Genomic DNA, 21,028 nt, shown 5'->3' with positions numbered 1-21,028 from the left:
CCGCCGTCCGCCCCCGTCGCGACCCGGTCGAGGCCGCCACCCGGTAGACGAGACGCAGGCCCAGATGGTTCACCACGTGTCTGTGCGTGGCCCGTGGGCTCGCGGGGGACGTCGGACCGGGCACGTGCTCCGACCCGTGCGCGCGGGTCGCTCCCTTGCCCCTCACGTGGGGTGAGGGCCTAGCGTCACGAGGAGCGGCGACGACCGGCGCCGCTCGGCAGTGCACGGCAGTGCACGGCGCGCGGAGGAGCGGACGATGACACGGATGGTCCCGTACCTGACGGTGCACGACGGCGCCGCGGCGATCGCGTTCTACGCCGCCGCGTTCGGCGCGACGGAGAGCGGCGAGCGGTACGACGAGGAGGACGGCCGGATCGGGTTCGTGGCCCTGGAGATCGACGGCCAGCCGCTCTACCTGTCCGACGAGAACCACCAGTACGGCGCCTATGCCCCGCGGACGCTCGGCCACAGCACGTCGTCGGTCGTGATCGACGTGGCCGACGCCGACGCGACCTACGCACGGGCGGTCGCCGCCGGTGCGACGGTGGACCGGGAGCCGCAGGACCAGGGCGACGAGCGGCGCGGCTGGCTCGTCGACCCGTTCGGGCACCGCTGGGCGATCGCCTCGCCGCTGCGCTGAGCATCGCGGACCGTCCTGCGCGGGCCGGGACGCATCGTGCCCGGGCCGCCGGTCGGAGACTCACATGACGCCGGCTCCCTTCGCTTCGCGTGATGCTGCGACACGGGCGAGCGGGAGGAACCCGCTCAGGCACGTCGCGGGTAGCCGGTCCCGGCAAGGTCGCCCGCCCGCGACGGTCTCGTCATGCCGCGCGAGCTCCGACGATCAGCACCCGGCCTCCCGCTCGGCCCCGGTCAGCCACCGCAGGTAGTGCGTCCGGAACTCAGGGGCGACGTGGTATGTCCCCTCTCCGATCTCGCGCACCTCGCCGCGGTGCTGCCCCGAGACGACGAGCCACTGGTACCAGCCGCAGCCCTGGTGACCGAGCGGGACCGACCCGTCGCGCGTGATCGCGACGGTCTCCTAGTCCGCCCGCTCCCAGGCCGCCGAGGCGGCTTCCCACGCGGCGACGGTCGGGAAGTCCTCGGGCAGGGGGCCGATCTCGGGGACCGCCGCCTGGAGCGCCCGGAGCTCGTCGACGGCTCGGGCGGGGACGTGCAGCCGGTCGAGCCGGGCGCCGGCGCTGCCGTCACCTTCCCACGCCCACCCGTCGTCGCCGTCACGGAGCGTGGTCAGGCCGTAGCCCGGGCCGGCACCGCCGGATCCGACCTCGAGCAGGAACGACCGGTACTCCTCGGGGAACCGGATCCCGAGTCGGCGCTCGGCGTCGTCCACCTGCGCCTCCGTCAGGGCGGGCGCGAGGACCAGCCGGTGGGACGCTGCACCGAAGCCCCGTAGGTCACGGTCGGCAGCTCGCAGCCGGTGGACCCGCTCCCGCGTCCCGGCCCAGCCCCGCCCGTCGTCCGTCGGCTCCACGCGAACGAACCTACTGCAGCCCGCCACGAGGCTGAGGTCGACGTCCTGCGGCGCGACACCGTGGCGGTCGTGGAGTCGGTGCTGACCGGGGCGTGGGTCGAGCGGCCACGGCTGCCGGCCGTGCTGCGGTGGGTCGGGGTCATGTTCGGGTCGGTGGTCCCGGGGTCCGTGCGGATCCCCGGCGGCGACGGACGCACGTACTCCGCGCCGATGCCGGCGGCCGTGTCGAGCGGGTGGCTCGCGCGGCTGCCGGTCGTCGAGGAACCCGGACGTGACGTGCCGCGGCGCGGGCGGCCCTGAGGCGCTGGCCCGGCAGGCCTCGGACTCGCCGCGACCGCCGCCTCAGGACACGTGGCCCGTAAGCAGCCGGTGCCAGTACACCTGCGGCTCGACGTACCGGTCGAAGAGGAACGTGCTGCGGCGCGGGCGGACGAGGTCGGGGAACCGGACGGTCGGCTCGGGGCGGCGCTCGCGGTCGAACTCGGCGAGCACCAGGTGCGAGCGCGACGTGGTGACGGGCCCGATCGAGTACCCGTCGTAGCGCCGCATCGGCGCGCCCGTCCGGCGTGCGGCGATGTTGTGCGCGACGACGGGAACCTGCTTGCGCAGCGCACCGCCCGAGGGCAGCGCGTCGACCGTCGCGACGTCGCCGAGGCTCCACACCGTCGGGTACGTGACGTGCTGGAGCGTGTGCGGGTCGACCGCCACGAACCCGTCGCTGCCGGGCGCGTCGAGCCCGCCCACCCAGTCGGGCGCGCGGTGCGGCGGCGCGAGGTAGAGGGCGTCGTAGTGCAGGTCCTCGGAGCCGCCCGCCGAGCGCACCCGGAGGGTCCGCGCCGAGGGGTCGACGGACTCGACGGTCGTGGCGGTGCGGACCCGGACGCCGAGGTCCTCGGCGGCGGCGCGGAGCTCGCGGTCGGCGCGGTCGAGGTCGACGAGCCGGTCGGCCTCGACGAGCAGCTCGATCTCGACGTCCCCGAGCACGCCGGTCGCGCGCCAGTGGTCGGCGGCGAGGAACAGGGGCTTGAGCCCGACGGGGGCGCAGGGGACGTGCCGGTCGGAGATCACGAAGACGGCGCGGCCCGAGGTGAGCGACGACAGCATCGTCCAGGTGTCCGGCGCGTGCTCGGGCAGGTAGCTGGTCGAGGCGTGCGGGGTCGCGACGGCGGCCTCCGAGCCGGGGATCGCGTCCCAGTCGACCTGGGACCCGGGGCAGATCACGAGGTCGGTGCCCGTGAGCTCCTCGCCGCCGGCGAGCCGCACGAGCGAGCGCTCGGGCTCGATCGCGACGACGCGGTCCGGGTACCAGCGGACGCCGTCGGGGATCACGTCGGCCTGCGGGCGGCGCAGGTCGTCGAGCGTCGCGAACCCGCCCGCGACCCAGGACAGCAGGGGCCGGTACTCGTGGGTCTGCTTGGGGTCGACGACCGCGACGTCGCGGCACCGGTCGCGGCGCAGCTTCGCGGCGAGCGAGACGCCGGCGTTGCCGCCGCCGACGATCAGGACGTCGTGGTGGCGGTGGGGGCTCATGACCGAACCACGCTCCGTGGGGTCGAGGACGGGGACCCGAGCCACGGTAGGAGACGCCTCGCACCGGCGCGCGCTGGGGCCTTCGTCCCGTGGTGCCGGGTATGTACTTTCTGGTCAGTAACCCATAGCCTCGCTCCGCCGGGACGACGACGCCCCGGCCCTCCCGTGCGACGCCGCACCGCGGACGGCGAACGGGTGGACGATCCGACCGGTCCCGTGCGGACCTGAAGGAGACGGACGATGCAGCTCGCGCCCCCCGAACCCCGGACGACCCGACGCCGCTGGCTCACCGCCGCGCTCGCGACCGTCGCCGCCGGCGCCGCGACCCTCACCGGCACGCTGCCCGCAGCCGCGGGCCCCGCTCCGGCCCTCGGCGCCGCCCCCGCGGCCGTCGGCGACGTCATCTGGTCGCAGGAGTTCAACGGCGCGTCCGGCTCCGCGCCCGACGGCTCCGTGTGGAGCTACGACACCGGAGCGGGCGGCTGGGGCAACGCCGAGCTGCAGAACTACACGACGTCGCGCGCCAACTCGGCGCTCGACGGCGCGGGCAACCTCGTCATCACGGCGCGTCGCGAGGGCGACGGCTCGTACACGTCGGCCCGCCTGCAGAGCAACGGCAAGTTCGAGGTCAGGTACGGCCGGGTCGAGGCACGCATCCAGGTCGCGCGCGGCCAGGGCATCTGGCCGGCGTTCTGGATGCTCGGCGCCGACTTCCCCGCGACGTCGTGGCCGAGCTCGGGCGAGATCGACATCATGGAGAACGTCGGCTACGAGCCCCACCGCGTGCACGGCACCGTGCACGGCCCCGGGTACTCGGGCGGCGCCGGCATCACCGGCACCTACCAGCACCCGCAGGGCTGGTCGTTCGCCGACGACTTCCACACCTTCGCGGTCGACTGGGCCCCCGGCACGATCACCTGGTACGTCGACGGCCAGCGCTACCACCAGGTCACGCGGGCGAGCGTCGGGGCCAACCAGTGGGTCTTCGACAAGGCGTACTTCCTCATCCTCAACCTCGCGGTCGGCGGCCAGTGGCCCGGCTACCCCGACGGGACCACGCAGTTCCCGCAGCAGATGAAGATCGACTACGTCCGCGTCTACGACAACGGCTCGACCGGTGGCGGCGGCGGGGGCGGCGGCGGTGGCGCGCTCCCGACCGGGACGGGCACGATCCGCGTCGCGAGCTCGCTGTGCCTCGACGTGCCGTGGGCCCAGACCCACAACGGCAATCCCGCGCAGGTCGTGAACTGCAACGGCAACGCCGCGCAGCAGTGGACCCGCGGCTCCGACGGCACGATCCGTGCCCTCGGCAAGTGCCTGGACGTCGCAGGCGGCGCGACGGCCAACGGCACCGCGGTCCAGCTCTGGGACTGCAACGGCACCAACGCGCAGAAGTGGACGTACGACTCGGCGGCGCGCACGCTGCGCAACCCGCAGTCGGGCCGGTGCCTCGACGCCAAGGGCGGGAACCCCGTCTTCGAGGGGCAGAAGCTCAACATCTGGGACTGCCACGGCGCGGCGAACCAGCAGTGGACGTTCTGAGCGCGCGCACCGCCACCACCGGGGCGTCGAGCACCTGACGCCCCGGGACGACTCCTGACCGGACGGCCCTCGTCCCCCCCGTGGGGGTCGTCCGGTCAGGGCTCTCGCCCGTCAGTGGCAGTACAGCCGCTGGAGCTGCTGCGGGGAGTCGAGGTAGCGCCGGGTCACCCAGCTCAGGTTGACGGCGTACGCGCACGCCGGGTCGGCCGAGACGTCGATCGGGACTCCCCCGGTGCTCGTGCCGTTGTGCGGCCCGCTCGCGCCGCCCCGGAACGTGTAGACGCCCGCCGTGAACGCACCCGACGGGGTCTGCGGCGGTGCGTGCACCGTCCCCCCGTTGTTGGTGATCGTCACCGAGAAGCTGCTCAGGTGCGGGTGGTCGACGGTGTGCAGCACGTGGATCGTCGTCGCCCCGGAGAGCGGGTTGCACGCGTTGAGGCGCAGCTCCTCGAGGTCGAGCGCCGCGACGACCGCGGAGTTGTCGAAGACGATCGAGTCGAGCTGGTCGGTGTGCAGCACCCCGTCGGTGCTCGCGTCGCGCACCTCGAACGCCACGCGGTACCGGCGCACCGGCTCCTGCTCGTTCGCCGGCAGCGTCTCGCCGGCGTGCCCGAGCGGCAGCCCCCCGGGCTTCTTGACGGGGTGCAGCGAGGTGAACGCCGCGGTGTTGAGCTCGAGCAGCTCGAACGTGCGCAGGAAGTTCGACGTGGTCACGTTCACCACCGCGGTCGCCCCGGGCGGGTCGTACATCGGGACCGTGACCGCCTTGCCGAGGAGCGTGACGAACCCGTCCGCCACCCCGAGGTCCGCGGCGCTCACGTGGACCGGCGCGGACTGCGGCGCGCCGTTCCCGTCGGTGTAGAAGACGTAGCCGACCAGCGCGGGCGTGACCTGCGTGGTCACCGGCGTCAGCGTCGCCGGGACGACCGTCGGCGGGTTCGCCGGGTCCTCCGCGCCGCTTCCGGCCCACGTGTACTCCCCGACGAGGAACCGGTACTTGAGCGGGTGCCCGGTACCGACGTCCGTCAGCGGGCAGTTCCCGCGCAGCGTGACCGTCCCGCCGAACACGTACGCGCCGCCGGCCGGGTCGGCGTACCCGAGCGCGTCGAACGTCGACCCGGGCTGCCCGTTGCCGGGGTGGATGTCGAAGACCTCGACCTGCTGCCAGTGCGGCACGGTCCCGGGGTCGCCGGTGACCTGGTCGGTGCACAGGTCGAGGCAGAAGCAGTGCCCCACGTTCTGCCGGCCGGGCTTGCGGCCGTCGGCCTGCGTCTCCGTCAGGACCGGCTGGCCGCCGAGGCGCACGGTCGCGTAGACGTCCGGTCCCTCGGTGAGCTCGACGTTGACGAACGGGGAGAACGGCGTGCGGCGGAAGTCGGCTGCGAGGTAGGTGATCACGTAGTGCCCGGCGGCGTCGGTCGTGGCGCTGCCGAGCGGGTCGTCCTGGAGCCAGTCGGCGTCGAACGCGGAGACCACGGCACCGGGGACCGGGCGCTGGTCGGCGCAGGTCGTGACGCGTCCGCTGATCGTCCAGATCCCGAACCACGCCAGGATGCGACACCAGAACCGGGCCGGGAGGGCGTACTCCCACACCGCGAGGAACCCGTTCTCGGTCCGCCGCCACCGCGGCTGGAGCGTGGTCACGGCGACGTGGCGCGGCGGCGCGTCGGGCTCGTACCGCGGCCGGGGCGGGGTCCGCACCACGAGGTCGAGGTCGAGCGGGCCGCCCTGGTAGCGGTCGTCGTCGATCGTGAGTGCGTACCGTCCGGACTCCTCGACGCGCGCCACGGCGAGGGGCGCGTCGCCTCGCGCACCCTCGGTGACCTCGCGGAACGTCTCCTTCGGGTCGGCGACGGCCTGCTCGGTCGCACGCTCGCCGGTCGACGCGTACGCCCGCAGCTCGACGCCGGCGAGCGGCTCGCGGTGGTCGGCGCAGAGCGTGCCCCACAGGGCTCCGCGGATCTCGTAGGCCATGTCGATCTCTCCCTCGGTGCGGCGCGCGTCCTGGTCCGGTGCGCTCGTCTCTCGGACGCGCGGGCGGCCGACGAGATACGTGGGGCGCTGGCAGGATGGCGGCCGACAGCGGCGGCCCTCGCCCCGGCGGCGTCGCGGGGTCCGAGGACGCGAGAACCCGAGCGCAGCACGAGAGGACCCGCATGACCCACGCGGCACGCACGACGTCCCCCGCAGTCCCGGCCCGCGCGCGGAGCGTGCTCCTGGCGCTGACCCTCGCGGTGACCGCCGCCGCCTGCACCGCGGACGACACGACCGGCGGCGCCGCACCCGCGGGCAGCCCGAGCCGGTCCGCGGAGCCCGTCGCGTCGACCACGCCCGAGGCCACGGTCCAGCCGACGACACCGGTGGACGTCGCCGCCGACGTGCTGCTGCCGGCCGCGGTGTTCGAGTCGTCGACCGAGGCGTTCGCGGAGTCGACGACCGTCGAGCCGTGGCGCGTCCCGGACTCGTGCGGTGACGTCGGGGCGCCGGCGGGTGCGACCGCGATGCGCACGCACGCGCACGGCGACGGGACGGAGGAGACGGTGGTCGGGGTCCAGCAGGTCGCGGCGTTCGCGACGGCCGACGACGCGGTCGCGGCGGCCACGGGACTCGTCGGGGCGCTCGGGACGTGCGTCGACACGAGCGGCTCGGGCGGCGGTCACGCGGTCGAGCCCGTGGCCGTCGGGGCGCAGGGCCACGGGCTCGCGACCTGGTACTACGAGCCGGGCGACGACTCCGGGCTCGGGACCTACCTCGCGGTCACGCGCCGGGGCAGCGCGGTGACGCTCGTCTCGGGCGAGGGCGGCGAGCGCACGGTCGGGAACGCCCGCACGGCGACCGTGGCGCAGGCGCAGCAGGCGTGGGAGCTGCTGTGCGGGTACGAGGTCGCGGGCTGCTGAGCCGGGGCCGACGCGCCGACCCGGCGGCGGCCGTACCCGTGTCGCGTCGGAGTGCGCAGCCGCCTGTGCCCGGCGCCGCGCGGACCTCGCTCGGGCGGCGGCGTGTGCGGTAGGGTCGCACATACCGGGCAGTCGGTATGTCTCGGAGCGTCGAGGGCGACGCCGGCAGGAGGTCACGCGTGCAGATCGTCGGAGCCGTGCTCGAGCGCACGGGCAGCACCCCGCCGTTCGCCGCGTCGCGCCCCTTCACGGTCTCGCGCCTCGACCTCGACGACCCCGGACCGGGCGAGGTCCTCGTGCGCATCGAGGCCGCGGGCGTGTGCCACTCGGACCTGTCCGTCGTCGACGGCAGCCGTGCCCGCCCGGTGCCGATGCTGCTCGGCCACGAGGCCGCCGGGATCGTCACCGCGCTCGGCGACGGGCTCGGCCCTGAGCCGGGCGCCGGGCCCGGCGCCGGGCTGGACGACGGGCGCCGCCGCGGGCTGGGCGCCGGGCTGGACGACGGGCGCCGCGGCGGGCTGGACGACGCGCCCGGTGGCCGGCCGGGCCGCCCGCTCACCGGCGGACCGCGGGCCGGCGGCGACCTCGCGCTCGGCGACCGCGTCGTCCTCACCTTCCTCCCCCGCTGCGGCGCGTGCCCCGCGTGCGCGACCGACGGCCGCCTCCCGTGCGGCCCGGGCAGCGCGGCCAACGCCGCCGGGACCCTGGTCGGCGGCGGCACGCGCCTGCACCGCGACGGCTCCCCCGTGCACCACCACCTCGGCGTCTCGGCGTTCGCGTCCCACGCCGTGGTCAGCCGCATGTCGGTCGTCCGGGTCGACCCCGACGTCCCGCCCGAGGTCGCGGCGCTGCTCGGCTGTGCGGTGCTCACGGGCGGCGGAGCGGTCGTCAACGCCGGCCGGCCTCGGCCCGGGGAGACGGTGGTCGTCGTCGGGCTCGGCGGCGTCGGCATGGCCGCGCTGCTCGTGGCCGTGGCGCTCGGCCACGAGGTGATCGGGGTCGACCCCGTCCCCGAGAAGCTCACGACGGCCCGGGAGCTCGGCGCCGCGGCCGCGCACAGCCCCGCCGACGCGCTCGACCGCGGCGTGCGCGCACCCGTCGTCGTCGAGGCCGCGGGCTCGGTCCGGGCGTTCGAGACGGCGCTCGCCCTGACCGCCCCCGGCGGCACCACCGTGACCGTCGGACTCCCGTCCCCCGACGCCCGCGCCGCCGTCTCGCCGCTCACGCTCACCGCCGAGGCCCGCACGGTCGTCGGCTCCTACCTCGGGTCCGCGGTCCCGGCGCGCGACATCCCGGCGTACGTCGACCTGTGGCGCGCCGGCCGGCTCCCGCTCGAGCGGCTCGTCTCCTCCCGCGTCACGCTCGACGACCTCGACCCCGCCATGGACCGCCTCGCGGCCGGTGGCGAGCTCCGCCAGCTCCTCACGTTCGACGAAGGGACCACCCCGTGACGACTGCCCGCACCGCCCTCGTGACCGGCGCCGCCCGCGGCATCGGTGCCGCGACCGCCCGCCGGCTCGCCGCCGACGGGTACCGGGTCGCGGTGCTCGACCTGCGTGAGGCCGACGCCGAGGCCACCGCAGCCGCGATCCGGGAGTCGGGCGGCGCCGCGCTCGCCCTCGGGGCCGACGTCGCCGACGAGGCCGCGGTCACCGCCGCGGTCGCGCGCGTCGCCGACGAGCTCGGGCCGCCGACCGTCCTGGTCAACAACGCGGGGATCCTGCGCGACAACCTGCTGTTCAAGATGTCGGCCGACGACTGGGACGCCGTCCTCTCGGTGCACCTGCGCGGAGCGTTCCTCGTCAGCCGGGCGGTCCAGCAGCACCAGGTCGAGGCGCGCTGGGGGCGGGTCGTCAACCTCTCGAGCACGTCGGCGCTCGGCAACCGCGGCCAGGCCAACTACGCCGCCGCGAAGGCCGGGATGCAGGGGTTCACCAAGACGCTCGCGATCGAGCTCGGGCCGTTCGGGGTCACCGTCAACGCCGTCGCGCCCGGCGTGATCGAGACCGACATGATGCGCGCCGTCGCCGAGCGCACCGGCGTGCCCTACGCCGACCTGCTGGCCGCGGCCGCGAAGGAGGTGCCGGTGCGCCGCGTCGGGCAGCCCGAGGACGTGGCCGCCGCGGTGTCGTTCTTCTGCTCCGAGGGCGCGTCCTACGTGTCCGGCCAGGTGCTCTACGTCGCCGGGGGGCCGCGCGCATGACCGCCATCACCGTCACCTCGCCCGCGTACCTCGGCAGCGCCGTCGGGCAGACCGCCACGGGTGCGTGGCGCGTCGTCGACCAGGGGCGCATCGACCTGTTCGCCGACGCGACCGACGACCACCAGTGGATCCACGTCGACCCCGAGCGCGCCGCCGCCGAGTCGCCGTTCGGCGGGCCCGTCGCGCACGGCTTCCTCACGCTCGCGCTGATCCCGGCCCTCACCGCGGGACTGCTCGACGTCGGCGGGACCGCGATGGTGGTCAACTACGGGCTCGACCGCGTGCGGTTCCTCCAGCCGGTGCTCGCCGGGTCGCGCGTGCGGGCGAGCACCGTGGTCGAGAGCGCCGAGCCGACCGCGCAGGGCGTACGCGTGTCGTCGACCGTGACCGTCCAGATCGAGGGTGCGCCGCGCCCCGCGCTCGTGGCGCGGACGATCGCGCTGTTCGTGCCGGCCTGACTCCGCGCCGGCGCGACGGCTCTCGCCGCGGGAGCTTGCCGCGACGGCGCCCTGCCGGTGGCCCGCGGGGTCGGTCTACCGGGGCGCGAGCGTCACCGTGACGAGCGCAGTGCCCCGGGCGTCGCGGGCGGCGACGGCGTGACCGGCGCGCGGTGAACCGTCCAGCACGAGCGTCAGCGCCGCCCCGTCGCCGGTGAAGTTGCGCCACCACGTCTTCGTGTCGGGCATCGCGACGGGGATCTCGACGACGTCGCCCCGGCGCCGGTAGCCCACCGGTGTGCTGATGACGCGTCCGGAGCGTCGGCCGGTGTACGTCACGACCGTCAGCCATCCCCGGACCAGGAAGCCGAGTCGCCGTGAGGTGACGAGGGGGGCCACGAGCGCGTTGGCGCGGGCGGCGAACGCGACGAAGGACGGCATCCCGTGAGCATGCCACCCGGCGCCGGTCGACAGGGGTGCCGGTGGCGAGCACGCGGCACACGACGAGGAGGTGGACGTCCGGGGCGGCGCGTGACGGTGGCGTCGGTCCGCGCCGTCGGGACCGGACGGCCAGCTCGGCCACGCCGGTCCGGGGGGCGAGGAACTGCTCGCCGGGCCGCCCGTCACTCCAGGGCGCGACGACGACGTGAGGGTCCCGCGCGCCGCGCGTCAACCCACGCGCTCGAGCACCATCGCCATCCCCTGGCCGCCGCCGACGCACATCGTCTCGAGGCCGAGCGTCCCGTCGCGCTCCTGCAGGCCGTGCAGCAGCGTGCTCGTGATCCGGGCCCCGGTCATCCCGAACGGGTGGCCGACGGCGATCGCGCCGCCGTGCACGTTGAGCCGGTCGAGGTCGACGCCGAGCTCGCGTGCGGACGGCAGGACCTGTGCGGCGAACGCCTCGTTGAGCTCGACGAGGTCGATGTCACCGACGGACAGGCCCGCGAGCGCGAGCGCCCGCCGGCTGGCCTCGACGGGCCCGAGGCCCATGATCTCCGGCGACAGCGCGCTCACGCCGGTCGAGACGATGCGCGCGAGCGGGGTCAGGCCGAGCTCGTCGACGACCCGGTCGCTGACGACGACGACCGCGGCGGCGCCGTCGTTGAGCGGGCAGCAGTTGCCGGCGGTGACGGTGCCGTCGGGCCGGAACACGGGGTCGAGGGCGGCGAGCGCCTCGACGGTGACGCCCGCACGGGGACCGTCGTCGCGCGCGACGACCGTGCCGTCCGCGAGCGTGATCGGCGTGATGTCCCGCTCCCAGAAGCCGCTCGCGACCGCGGCCTCGGCGCGGTTCTGGCTCGACGCCGCGTACTCGTCCTGGTCGCGGCGGGTCGTGCCGGTGCGCTGCGCGACGTTCTCGGCCGTCTGGCCCATCGCGACGTAGACGTCGGGGAGCTCGCCGTCGTCGCGCGGGTCGTGCCACGTGCTGCCGCCCTTGGCGGACCGGGCCGTGCGCGCGACGGCCTCCGCGAACACCGGGTTGGTCAGGTCCTCGCCGGGGACGTGGTCGCTCGACCCGCGGGCCGCGTGACTGACCGACTCGACGCCCGCGGACACGAACACGTCGCCCTCACCGGCCTTGATCGCGTGGAACGCCATGCGCGTGGTCTGCAGGCTCGACGAGCAGTACCGGTTCACGGTCGCGCCGGGCACGGTGTCGAGCCCGAGCAGCACCGCGACGACCCGCGCCATGTTCATGCCCTGCTCCCCGCCGGGCATCCCGCAGCCGAGCAGCAGGTCGTCGACGCGCGTCACATCGAGCCCGGGGACCTGGTCGAGCGCCGCGCGGACCATCGCTGCGGCGAGGTCGTCGGGGCGCAGGCTGCGCAGCGAGCCCTTGAACGCGCGGCCGATGGGTGAGCGGGCGGTGGCGACGACGTAGGCCTCGGGCATGGCGGGCGGTCCTCTCGTGGGCGGCGGCGGTGCGGGCGGGCGACGCGTCGGGGGCGACGGCGGTGCGGGCTGGTCAGACGAACGCGCCGACGCCGGTGATCGCGCGGCCGACGATGAGGTTGTTCATGTCGCGCGTGCCCTCGAACGAGTAGACGGCCTCGGCGTCGGCGAAGAACTTCGCGACCCCGTGCTCGAGCACGATGCCGTTGCCGCCGAGCAGCTCGCGGCACCACGCGACGGTCTCGCGCATACGGCTCGTCGCGAACCCCTTGGCGAGCGCTGCGTGCTCGTCGCCCTGCCGGCCCTGGTCCTGGAGCCGCGACACCTGCAGGCACAGCGCGATGCTCGCGGTGATGTTCCCGAGGCACTGCGCGAGGCGGTCCTGCACGAGCTGGAACGACGCGAGCGGGCGGCCGAACTGCTGGCGCTCCCCCGCGTACCGCACCGCCGCCTCGTACGCGCCGACCTGGACGCCGACGGCCTGCCACGCGACCTCGGCGCGCGTGAGCCGCAGCACGAGCGCGACCTCGCGGAACGAGTGGATGCTCGGCAGCCGGTCGGCCTCGTCGACGCGGACCCCGTCGAGCGTGATGTCGGCGTTCTGCACGATCCGCAGCGCCTGCTTGCGCTCGATCTTCGTGGTCGTAAAGCCGGGCGTCCCGCGGCGCACGAGGAACCCCTTGACATGGCCGTCGGCGACGTCACGGGCCCAGAGGACGACGACGTCCGCGAACGTCGCGTTGCCGATCCAGCGCTTGGCGCCGTTCAGGACCCACGTGTCGCCGTGGCGCTCGGCGGTCGTGCGCAGGCCCTTGGAGGAGTCGGAGCCGGACAGCGGCTCGGTGAGCCCGAACGCGCCGATGAGCTCGCCGCGGCCCATGGGCGGCAGCCACTGCGCGCGCTGCTCGGGCGATCCGCCGATCGCGATCGAGCTCATCGCGAGCCCGCTCTGCACGCCGACGAACGTCGCGGTCGACGGGTCGACCCGGCCGAGCTCGAGCGCCGCCCAGCCGCGCCACACGGCGCTGTTCTCGAACCGCTGGGTCTCGGGCCAGCTCGCGCCGAACATCCCGAGCTCGGCGAGCCCCGGGATGATCTGCGTCGGGAACTCGGCGCGGTCCCAGTAGTCGGTGGCGATGGGCCGGACCTCGCGCTCCATGAAGTCGCGCAGGCGCAGCGACGCCTCGAGCTCGACCGGGGTGAGCTCGTCCTGGAACGCGTAGAAGTCGGCGGCGAGGCGGTCGGTGCCGGGCGCGAGGTACGCGCCGGCGTCGCGTGCGGCGGTCCCGGTCGCGGTGGCGCCTGGGGTGTCGTGCGTCGCGCCGGCGTCGTGCGCGGCGGGCGTCGCGGCGGCGCCTGCGGCGTCGTGCGTCGCGGCGCCGTCCGCTCCCCTGTCCGTGGCGGCGTGGTCCGCCGTGGTGTGGTCCGTCGTGGCGGTGTCGGTCATGTCGGCCCTCGATCGTCGTCGACCGGCGCGCTACGCCCCGGTGCGTACGCGTCCCGCCGTCAGCGTTGCATCATTCGCGAGAATGTTGCAACCCCCGCGGCGGCCGGGATTAGAGTGCGGCGCATGACGGTCCCCACGCACCGGAGCACGCTCGCGCGGGTCGGCACCGCGGTCGCGCCGTCCTGGCTGTCCGAGCGGCTCGAGGACGGCGCCCACGAGGACGCGGTCCGGGCGTTCCGGTTCGCGCGCGAGACGTTCATCGCCGGCGAGCGCATCGACATGGGCCGGCTCGCGACCCGCCTCGGCGTCGACCGCACGTCGCTGTTCCGCTGGGTCGGCAACCGCGACGCGCTGCTCTCCGAGGTGCTCTGGTCGCTCGCCGTCCCGACGCTGGAGCAGGCCGACGCCGCGACGCACGGCCGCTCCGGCGCCGACCGGGTCGTCGCCGTCCTGACGTCGTTCGCGCACGACCTCATCACCGCCGGCTACTTCCGGTCGTTCCTGCGCCGCGAGCCCGCGCGGGCCCTGCGCCTGCTCACGACCAACGGCAGCGAGATCCAGCGCCGGTACGTCGCCGTCGTCGAGCAGCTCGTCCGCCAGGAGCTCGGGGTGCGGCCCTTCGGGCGCGACATCGCCCCGGCCGACCTCGCCTACCTGCTCGTGCGGGTCTCGGAGTCGTTCACGTACGCCGACCTGATCACGGGCGACGCACCGAGCGCGGAGCGCGCCCGCGCCGCTTTCGACCTCGTCCTGCGCCCTGAGGAGCCCCGATGACCTACGGCCACCGCGCGCCGTTCCCGACCCGCTGGAACGACAACGACCAGTACGGGCACGTCAACAACACCGTCTACTACGAGGCGATGGACACCACCGTCAACGTCTGGATGATCGGCGCCGGCCTCGACCCCCTCGACGGGGACCGGATCGCCCTGTGCGTCTCCTCGTCGTGCGACTTCCGCGCCCCGGCGTCGTTCCCCGAGCCGCTCGCCGTCGGCCTGCGCGCGGGCCGCGTCGGGACCACGAGCGTCACGTGGGAGCTCGGCATCCTGCGCGCGGACGAGCCGGAGCCCATCGCGACCGGGCGGTTCGTGCACGTGTTCGTCGACCGCGGCTCGCGCCGCCCGGCGCCGATCCCCGAGGCGATCCGCGCGGCGATCGAGCGGGAGCTGGTGGTCTGAGCCGGCCCGTGCCGGCCCCGGCGCCGGACCCCGGGGCCGTCAGTGCAGCGACACCCGCTTGGGCAGCGCGAAGACGAGCGCGAAGGCCACGACCGCGAACGCGGCGCTCACCGCGAGGGCAGGCCGCGCCCCCTGGCCGAACGCCTCCGCCACGTCGGCGGGCCCGCGGATCTCGCCGAGGTTGCCGAACAGCACGCTGCCGATGATCGCGATCCCGATCGCGGAGCCGATGCGCTGCATGACCCCGATCACTCCGCTCGCGGCGCCCGCCTCCGAGCGGTCGACGGTCGCGACGATGAACCGCGCGTTCGGGGCGATGAACAACCCCGAGCCCAGGCCCGCGACGAGGAGCGGACCGAGCAGGTCCCAGTTCGTCAGGTCGGCCGCAGGCACGATCAGCAGTACCGCGTACAGCGCGATCAGGCCGACGGCCAGCAGCCCGGCGCCGATGACCAGGACCGTGCGCCCCAGCCGCGCGGCGAGCCGGTCGCTCTGCGAGGCGCCGACGACGGTTCCCGCGGCGAACGGGATGGACACCAGGCCGGAGGCGAGCGCGCTGTGGCCGAGGCCGGCCTGCCAGAGGATCGAGATCGTGAAGAAGATGCTGGTGAACCCGGCGAAGAACACCAGGGCGAGGATCGCCCCGCCCGTGAACGCCGGGTGCGAGAACAGGTGCGGCGGGACGAGGGGCTCGACGCCGCCGGCCGCGACGCGCCGCTCCCAGAGGGCGAACAGCACGAGGAGCACCACCCCGCCGCCGATCGACAGGAAGGTCCACAGCGGCCAGCCGGCGTCCTGGCCCTGGATGAGCGGGACGAGGATCGCCACGAGGGACGCGCTGACCAGCACGAGACCGACCAGGTCGGCCGACGTCGTCTTGCCCTCCGCTCCCGCGGGCAGCAGGACGGCGGCAGCGACGAGGGCGGCCACGCCGATCGGGAGGTTCACGGCGAAGATCCACCGCCACCCGTTCTCGTCGCCGAGCGCCTCGATGAGCAGCCCGCCCACGATCGGGCCCAGCGCGGACGAGACGCCGATGACGGCACCCATGATCGCGAAGGCCTTGCCGCGGACCTGCGGGGGGAACAGCAGCTGGATGAACGCGGTCACCGCAGGCACGAAGATGCCGCCGCCGACCCCCTGCACGACGCGGGCGACGATGAGGTGCACGCTGTCGGACGCGAGCCCGCACGCCAGGCTGGCGGCGGTGAAGATCGCGAGGCCGGTGAAGAACACCCACTTGTGGCCGTAGCGGTCACCGATGCGCCCGGCGGGGATGAGCGCGAGGCCGAACGCCAGCGCGTACCCGGAGATGATCCAGGACAGGGTCGCCTCGGAGGCGTCGAGGGACTCGCGGATCGTCGGCAGGGCGACGTTGACGATCGTCGTGTCGAGCAGGGCCATGAACATGCCCGCGAGCAGCACGACGAGGGCGAGCCACGTCGTCCTCGGGATGACGGCAGACGGGGTTCCGGTGGTGGTCATGAGGGGGTTCCTGTCCTGGACTTCTCGTCCTCGATGATCTCGGGCAGTGCCGCGAGCAGCTCTTCGTGCCAGTCGATCTCCGCCTCGAGGCGGAAGAGCCGGTGGCGCATGACGTGCGCCTCCATGACGGAGAGGTAGTGGCGGATCTCGGGGAGGCGTGCGCTCCACGCGTCGCGCCGTGACGTCAGCTCGGCGAGTCGCGACTCGAGGGTCGGCCGCACGGCGTCGAGGTTCTCGGGGTCCAGCCGGACCAGCGCCAGGTCGACGGGATCGGGGCGCAGCACGAGGGTCTCGAGCCCGTCACGGCGCAGCTCCACGAGCGCCCGAGCACCTGCGTCCGTGAGGCCGTAGACCGACCGCGCGGGGTAGTTCCCCTCGCGCTCGACGCGCAGCTCCTCGATGTGCCCGTCCGTGGCGAGGCGCTTGATCGCACCGTAGATCGCTCCCGCTCCGAAGTCGGTCCACTCGTCGATGTGCTCCTGCTCGGCGAGGAGCCGCAGCGCGTGGCCGTGCATGGGTCCTCGCTCGCGCAGGGAGCCGAGGATGAACAGACGGATGGAGGACACCAAGATACTCTCGCACGAGTAGTTGCGCACGACTAGCCAGCGGTGCTCTTCCTCCGTGTCGCGCATGACCGCTCGGTTCCGGCCGTACCGACCGTCCGGTATGCTGCTCTCGAGCGGGCATCGACGCCCTGCCGGCGAGGAGGTGGTGTGCGTGGCGACCCTGCCCGGCCTCGACGTCGGCCGACTCGACGCCTGGCTCCGCCGCACGCACCCCGACCTCGCGACCGGCGAGCCCCTCCGCGCGACCCTGTTCGCGGGCGGCCGCAGCAACCTCACGTACCGGGTCGACGGCGCGCGCGTGCCGCTCGTGCTGCGCCGGCCCCCGCTCGGCCACGTCCAGGAGACCGCGCACGACATGGCCCGCGAGCACCGCGTGATCCACGCGCTCGGCGGCACCCGCGTCCCCGTGCCCGCGACCGTGGACCTGGTCGACGACACCGACGGCAGCGCCGGGACCGGGACGCCGTTCTTCGTCATGGAGCGGGTCGAGGGCACGGCGATCTCCGACCCCGCGCAGAACGCGTCGTACACGCCGGACGAGCTGCGGGCCGTGAGCCTCGAGCTCGCCGGGCTGCTCGCCGAGCTGCACAGCCTCGACCCCGCGGCCGTCGGGCTCGCCGACCTCGGCCGCCCCGACGGCTACCTCGGCCGCCAGCTGCACCGCTGGGGCCGGCAGTACGACGGCTCCCGCTCGCGCGACCTCCCCGCGCTCGACGCGCTGCAGGAGCGCCTGCGCGAGCACGTGCCGGCGACGGTCCGGACCGGGCTCGTGCACGGGGACTACCGGCTCGACAACGCGCTCGTCTCCCGGGTGGGCGGGGCGCACGTCGCGGCGGTGCTCGACTGGGAGATGGCCACGCTCGGCGACGCCGCCGTCGACCTCGGGATGCTCGGCCTGTACTGGGACATCCGCCGGATCGCGCCGCCCGACGGCCTGACGCCCAGCGCCGTCGACCCCGCCGCGGGCTACCCGGAGTTCGCCGAGCTCGCCGACGCGTACGCCGCGCGGCTCGGCTCGTCCGTCCCGGACCTCTCCTGGTACCGGGCGTTCGCCGCCTACAAGCTCGCGGTCATCCTCGAGGGCGTGCACTTCCGGTACCGCGCAGGCGAGACCGTGGGCGAGGGCTTCGACGCGATCGGCGCGATGGTCCTCCCCCTGGCCGGCGAGGGCCTCGCGCGCCTCGACGGCGCGAGCTGAGGGGGCGGACGTGGACTTCGCGTACGACGCGCGGACCCGGGACGTGCTCGCGCGCACGCGCACGTTCCTCGACGAGCACGTCCTGCCCGCCGAGCCGGTGCTCGACGCGCAGGTCACCGCGACGCCCGGCGAGTGGGGCCCGCGCCCGGTGGTCCGCGAGCTGCAGGAGGTCGCCCGGGCGCAGGGCCTGTGGAACCTGTTCCTTCCGGGGCCGCGCGGCGCCGGGCTGACGAACCTCCAGTACGCACCCGTCGCGGAGGCGCTCGGCCGCAGCCCGCGCCTCGGGCCTGTCGCGACGAACTGCGCGGCGCCCGACACCGGCAACATGGAGCTGCTCGCCGAGTTCGGCACGCCCGAGCAGCAGGAGCGCTGGCTCGACCCGCTGCTCGCCGCCGAGACCCGCTCGGCGTTCTGCATGACCGAGCCCGGCGCCGCGTCGTCGGACGCCACGCAGATCGCCACGCGCATCCGCCGCGACGGCGACCACCTCGTGGTCACGGGCCGCAAGTGGTGGTCGACGGGCGCGATGAACCCGGGCGCGAGCCTGCTCGTCGTCATGGGTGCGACCGACCCCGACGCGCCGCGGCACCGGCAGCAGAGCATGGTCCTCGTGCCGCGCGACACCCCGGGCGTGCGCGTCGTGCGCCCGCTCACCGTGCTCGGCTACGACGACCGGGACCACGGCGGGCACGCCGAGATCGCGTTCGAGGACGTGCGGGTCCCCGCGTCGGCGCTGCTGGGCGGCGAGGGCGACGGGTTCGCGATCGCGCAGGCGCGGCTCGGACCGGGGCGCATCCACCACTGCATGCGCGCGCTCGGCATGGCGGAGCGGGCGCTCGACCTGGCCCGCGAGCGCGCCGCGTCCCGCTCGCCGTTCGGGCGGCCGCTCGCCGAGCAGGGGGTCGTCCGGGAGTGGGCCGCGGAGTCGCGCATCCAGGTCGAGGCGCTGCGCCTGCTCGTGCTCAAGACGGCCTGGCTCATGGACACGGTCGGCAACCGCGCGGCGATGACGGAGATCCAGGCGATCAAGATCGCGGTCCCCCGCGCGGTGCAGCAGGTCGTGGACCGCGCGATCCAGGTGTTCGGCGCGGCCGGGCTCTCCGACGACCAGCCGCTCGCCGCGATGTACGCCGCGGCGCGGTCGCTGCGGATCGCCGACGGGCCCGACGAGGTCCACCTCTCCTCCCTCGGGAAGGCGGAGCTCCGGCCCCGCCCGACGTGACGGGGACGACGACGCCCCGGGGCCAGGGGTGCCGTCGTCGTCCCGTCCTCACGACGCCCCCGGCCCGGACGCTCCGCCGCACCGCTCGCCCCGCACCTCCCCGCCGAAGACACCGACGTCACCGCACGCGAAGGGACCCCGAGATGACTGCCGAGCTCGACCCGATCCTCACCGGCCCCGGCCACGGCACGCTGTCCGTCGCCGCGATCCTCGCCGAGACCGCCCGCCGCCACCCGGACCGGGTCGCGTTCCACGTCGGTGACGCCGCGCTGACGTACGGCCCGCTGTGGGACCGCACCCGTGCGTACGCGGGTGCGCTGCGGGCGCGCGGCGTCGGCCCGGGCGACCGGGTCGCGATGCTCGTGCCGAACGTGCCGGACTTCGCGCGGGTCTACTACGCGGTGCTCTCGCTCGGCGCGGTCGTGGTGCCCGTGCACCTGCTGTTCAAGGCCCAGGAGATCGAGTACGTGCTGGGCGACAGCGACGCCGTGCTGCTCGTCGCCGCGGCCCCGATGCTCGGCGAGGCGCTGCCCGCCGCGGCGGCGGCCGGGGTCCCCGTCGTGACGGTCCTGGTCCCGGACGCGCACGTCGCCGCCGTCCCCGCCCCCCGCCTCGAGGACGAGGCGGACGCCGCGGAGCCCGTCCGCACGTACGCGTCGGTCAACCCGCTCGCGCCGGCGACGGTCCTGTACACGAGCGGCACGACGGGCCGCCCCAAGGGTGCGGTCGCCTCGCACCTCGCCCTCGTCGAGCAGGTGCACGTCACGCTGCTCGACACCGCGGACATCCGGCCCGACGACGTCGTCTTCGGCGGGCTGCCGTTCTTCCACACGTTCGGCCAGTCGGCCGTGCTCAACACCGCGTTCCGGCGCGGCGCCGCGATCGTGCTGCTCCCCCGGTTCGACGCCGACGAGGCGCTCGCGCTGCTCGTCCAGCACCGCGCCACGGTGTTCACGGCCGTCCCGACGATGTTCCTCGGCATGGTCCAGGCCGCCGCGCGCACGCCCGACCGGCCGCCGCTCAAGTACGCCGTCTCGGGCGGCGCCGCGCTGCCGGTCGCGCTGCTCGAGGCGTTCGCGCGGGAGTTCGGCGCCGAGGTGCACGAGGGCTACGGGCTCACGGAGACGGCGCCGACGGTGTCGTTCAACTACGTCGGTGAGCCCATCCGCCCGGGCACGGTCGGGCGGCCGCTCTGGGGCGTCGACGTGGAGATCGCGGACTCCGAGGTCGAGGAGCGCATCGTGCTGCTCGGCCCGGGCGAGCTCGGGGAGGTCGTCGTGCGCGGCCACAACCTGTTCAAGGGCTACCTCGGCAACCCCGAGGCGACCGCCGCGGCCGTGGTCGACGGCTGGTTCCGGACCGGGGACCTCGGCACCGTCGACGCCGAGGGCATCGTCACGATCGTCGACCGCAAGAAGGACATGATCGTCCGCAACGGCTACAACGTGTACCCGAGCGAGGTCGAGGACGCGATGGTGCGCCACCCCGCCGTCGCGCAGGCCGCGGTGTTCGGCGTCGCCGACGAGGCGCACGGCCAGGAGGTCCACGCCGCCGTCGTGCTCATGCCCGGCCGCACCGCGACCGCGCAGGAGGTCGTCGACTTCACGCGCGAGCGGATCGCCGCGTACAAGTACCCGCGCGTGGTCCACCTCGTCGAGACGCTGCCGCTCGGCGGCTCGGGCAAGGTGCTCAAGCGCGAGCTCGTCGCGCAGTACTCGGCGCCGGCCGCGGAGCACGTGCCGGGCTGAGCGGTGCCCCCCGCAGGGGCGTTCCGCCAGGGCCTGTCAGCGCCTGGGCGCGCGCCGTAGCGTCGTCGGACGCCGCCGTCTGGGGCGAGCATGTCACCGACGCGGAGTACGGGGCGGAGCCGGAGGGGCGCTGACCACGGGTCCGCCGGGCACGAGTCCACCGAGCGCGCGTCCGCCGGGCGCGCGA

20 protein-coding genes are annotated in these 21,028 nt (G+C 74.9%); 12 read left to right on the top strand and 8 right to left on the bottom strand.

The window, feature by feature from the left end; genetic code table 11:
- Positions 1-256: 256 nt before the first annotated feature.
- Positions 257-640, top strand: coding sequence for a VOC family protein (locus tag ACWFNE_RS12795; protein ID WP_452122813.1), 384 nt, complete (start codon positions 257-259; stop codon positions 638-640).
- 402 nt (positions 641-1,042) lie between these two features.
- On the opposite strand, the gene ACWFNE_RS12790 is transcribed toward ACWFNE_RS12795, so the two are convergent.
- Positions 1,043-1,495, bottom strand: a complete 453-nt coding sequence (locus ACWFNE_RS12790) for an SMI1/KNR4 family protein (RefSeq protein WP_452122812.1) — start codon at positions 1,493-1,495, stop codon at positions 1,043-1,045.
- 69 nt (positions 1,496-1,564) lie between these two features.
- Here ACWFNE_RS12790 and ACWFNE_RS12785 point away from each other — a divergent pair, with 69 nt between their 5' ends.
- Complete coding sequence (locus tag ACWFNE_RS12785; RefSeq protein ID WP_452122811.1) at positions 1,565-1,795, top strand: hypothetical protein; 231 nt, start codon at positions 1,565-1,567, stop codon at positions 1,793-1,795.
- Positions 1,796-1,837: 42 nt separating this feature from the next.
- Here the strand turns inward: ACWFNE_RS12785 and ACWFNE_RS12780 are convergent, their stop codons facing one another.
- Positions 1,838-3,025 carry an NAD(P)/FAD-dependent oxidoreductase gene (locus ACWFNE_RS12780; protein ID WP_452122810.1) on the bottom strand — a complete coding sequence of 396 codons (1,188 nt, stop codon included), beginning with the start codon at positions 3,023-3,025 and terminating at the stop codon, positions 1,838-1,840.
- A 240-nt stretch (positions 3,026-3,265) separates the two neighbouring features.
- Here ACWFNE_RS12780 and ACWFNE_RS12775 point away from each other — a divergent pair, with 240 nt between their 5' ends.
- Positions 3,266-4,567: a family 16 glycosylhydrolase gene (locus ACWFNE_RS12775; protein ID WP_452122809.1), complete on the top strand. Its 1,302-nt coding sequence runs from the start codon at positions 3,266-3,268 to the stop codon at positions 4,565-4,567.
- A 111-nt stretch (positions 4,568-4,678) separates the two neighbouring features.
- Here the strand turns inward: ACWFNE_RS12775 and ACWFNE_RS12770 are convergent, their stop codons facing one another.
- Complete coding sequence (locus tag ACWFNE_RS12770; protein ID WP_452122808.1) at positions 4,679-6,541, bottom strand: carboxypeptidase-like regulatory domain-containing protein; 1,863 nt, start codon at positions 6,539-6,541, stop codon at positions 4,679-4,681.
- A 182-nt stretch (positions 6,542-6,723) separates the two neighbouring features.
- Here ACWFNE_RS12770 and ACWFNE_RS12765 point away from each other — a divergent pair, with 182 nt between their 5' ends.
- The 4 genes from ACWFNE_RS12765 to ACWFNE_RS12750 all read left to right on the top strand — a co-directional run bounded on the left by ACWFNE_RS12765 (position 6,724) and on the right by ACWFNE_RS12750 (position 10,125).
- Positions 6,724-7,464 (top strand): hypothetical protein, encoded by a 741-nt coding sequence (locus ACWFNE_RS12765; protein WP_452122807.1) that lies wholly within the window; start codon positions 6,724-6,726, stop codon positions 7,462-7,464.
- Positions 7,465-7,643: 179 nt separating this feature from the next.
- Positions 7,644-8,915, top strand: coding sequence for a zinc-binding dehydrogenase (locus ACWFNE_RS12760; RefSeq protein ID WP_452122806.1), 1,272 nt, complete (start codon positions 7,644-7,646; stop codon positions 8,913-8,915).
- Positions 8,912-9,667 carry a 3-oxoacyl-ACP reductase FabG gene (fabG, locus tag ACWFNE_RS12755; RefSeq protein ID WP_452122805.1) on the top strand — a complete coding sequence of 252 codons (756 nt, stop codon included), beginning with the start codon at positions 8,912-8,914 and terminating at the stop codon, positions 9,665-9,667. The genes ACWFNE_RS12760 and fabG overlap by 4 nt, the downstream gene beginning before the upstream one ends.
- Complete coding sequence (locus ACWFNE_RS12750; protein WP_452122804.1) at positions 9,664-10,125, top strand: MaoC family dehydratase; 462 nt, start codon at positions 9,664-9,666, stop codon at positions 10,123-10,125. Before fabG ends, ACWFNE_RS12750 begins: the two co-directional genes overlap by 4 nt.
- Before the next feature lie 75 nt (positions 10,126-10,200).
- On the opposite strand, the gene ACWFNE_RS12745 is transcribed toward ACWFNE_RS12750, so the two are convergent.
- From ACWFNE_RS12745 to ACWFNE_RS12735, 3 genes are all read right to left on the bottom strand, one after another.
- Positions 10,201-10,545, bottom strand: a complete 345-nt coding sequence (locus ACWFNE_RS12745; RefSeq protein WP_452122803.1) for a hypothetical protein — start codon at positions 10,543-10,545, stop codon at positions 10,201-10,203.
- 228 nt (positions 10,546-10,773) lie between these two features.
- On the bottom strand, positions 10,774-11,997 hold the full coding sequence (locus ACWFNE_RS12740) for an acetyl-CoA C-acetyltransferase (protein ID WP_452122802.1): 1,224 nt from the start codon (positions 11,995-11,997) through the stop codon (positions 10,774-10,776).
- 73 nt (positions 11,998-12,070) lie between these two features.
- Positions 12,071-13,444, bottom strand: a complete 1,374-nt coding sequence (locus ACWFNE_RS12735; RefSeq protein ID WP_452122801.1) for an acyl-CoA dehydrogenase family protein — start codon at positions 13,442-13,444, stop codon at positions 12,071-12,073.
- A gap of 123 nt (positions 13,445-13,567) precedes the next feature.
- On the opposite strand from ACWFNE_RS12735, the gene ACWFNE_RS12730 reads away from it, so the two are divergent.
- Complete coding sequence (locus tag ACWFNE_RS12730) at positions 13,568-14,218, top strand: QsdR family transcriptional regulator (protein WP_452122800.1); 651 nt, start codon at positions 13,568-13,570, stop codon at positions 14,216-14,218.
- On the top strand, positions 14,215-14,622 hold the full coding sequence (locus tag ACWFNE_RS12725; RefSeq protein WP_452122799.1) for an acyl-CoA thioesterase: 408 nt from the start codon (positions 14,215-14,217) through the stop codon (positions 14,620-14,622). Before ACWFNE_RS12730 ends, ACWFNE_RS12725 begins: the two co-directional genes overlap by 4 nt.
- A 39-nt stretch (positions 14,623-14,661) precedes the next feature.
- Here ACWFNE_RS12725 and ACWFNE_RS12720 read toward each other — a convergent pair whose 3' ends face one another.
- Positions 14,662-16,107: an MFS transporter gene (locus ACWFNE_RS12720; RefSeq protein WP_452122798.1), complete on the bottom strand. Its 1,446-nt coding sequence runs from the start codon at positions 16,105-16,107 to the stop codon at positions 14,662-14,664.
- On the bottom strand, positions 16,104-16,673 hold the full coding sequence (locus tag ACWFNE_RS12715; RefSeq protein WP_452122797.1) for a PadR family transcriptional regulator: 570 nt from the start codon (positions 16,671-16,673) through the stop codon (positions 16,104-16,106). The genes ACWFNE_RS12720 and ACWFNE_RS12715 overlap by 4 nt, the downstream gene beginning before the upstream one ends.
- 151 nt (positions 16,674-16,824) lie before the next feature.
- Here ACWFNE_RS12715 and ACWFNE_RS12710 point away from each other — a divergent pair, with 151 nt between their 5' ends.
- The 3 genes from ACWFNE_RS12710 (at position 16,825) to ACWFNE_RS12700 (ending at position 20,841) form a co-directional block, all read left to right on the top strand.
- A complete protein-coding gene (locus ACWFNE_RS12710; protein WP_452122796.1) occupies positions 16,825-17,871 on the top strand; it encodes a phosphotransferase family protein in 1,047 nt (348 codons plus the stop codon).
- A gap of 10 nt (positions 17,872-17,881) precedes the next feature.
- Complete coding sequence (locus ACWFNE_RS12705) at positions 17,882-19,093, top strand: acyl-CoA dehydrogenase family protein (protein ID WP_452122795.1); 1,212 nt, start codon at positions 17,882-17,884, stop codon at positions 19,091-19,093.
- A 143-nt stretch (positions 19,094-19,236) separates the two neighbouring features.
- Positions 19,237-20,841, top strand: coding sequence for an AMP-binding protein (locus ACWFNE_RS12700; protein ID WP_452122794.1), 1,605 nt, complete (start codon positions 19,237-19,239; stop codon positions 20,839-20,841).
- Positions 20,842-21,028: the final 187 nt, after the last annotated feature.

Source organism: Cellulomonas sp. NPDC055163 (assembly GCF_053607065.1).
Note: the sequence above shows the minus strand (reverse complement) of the source record. Positions and strands in the feature narration are given on the sequence as shown.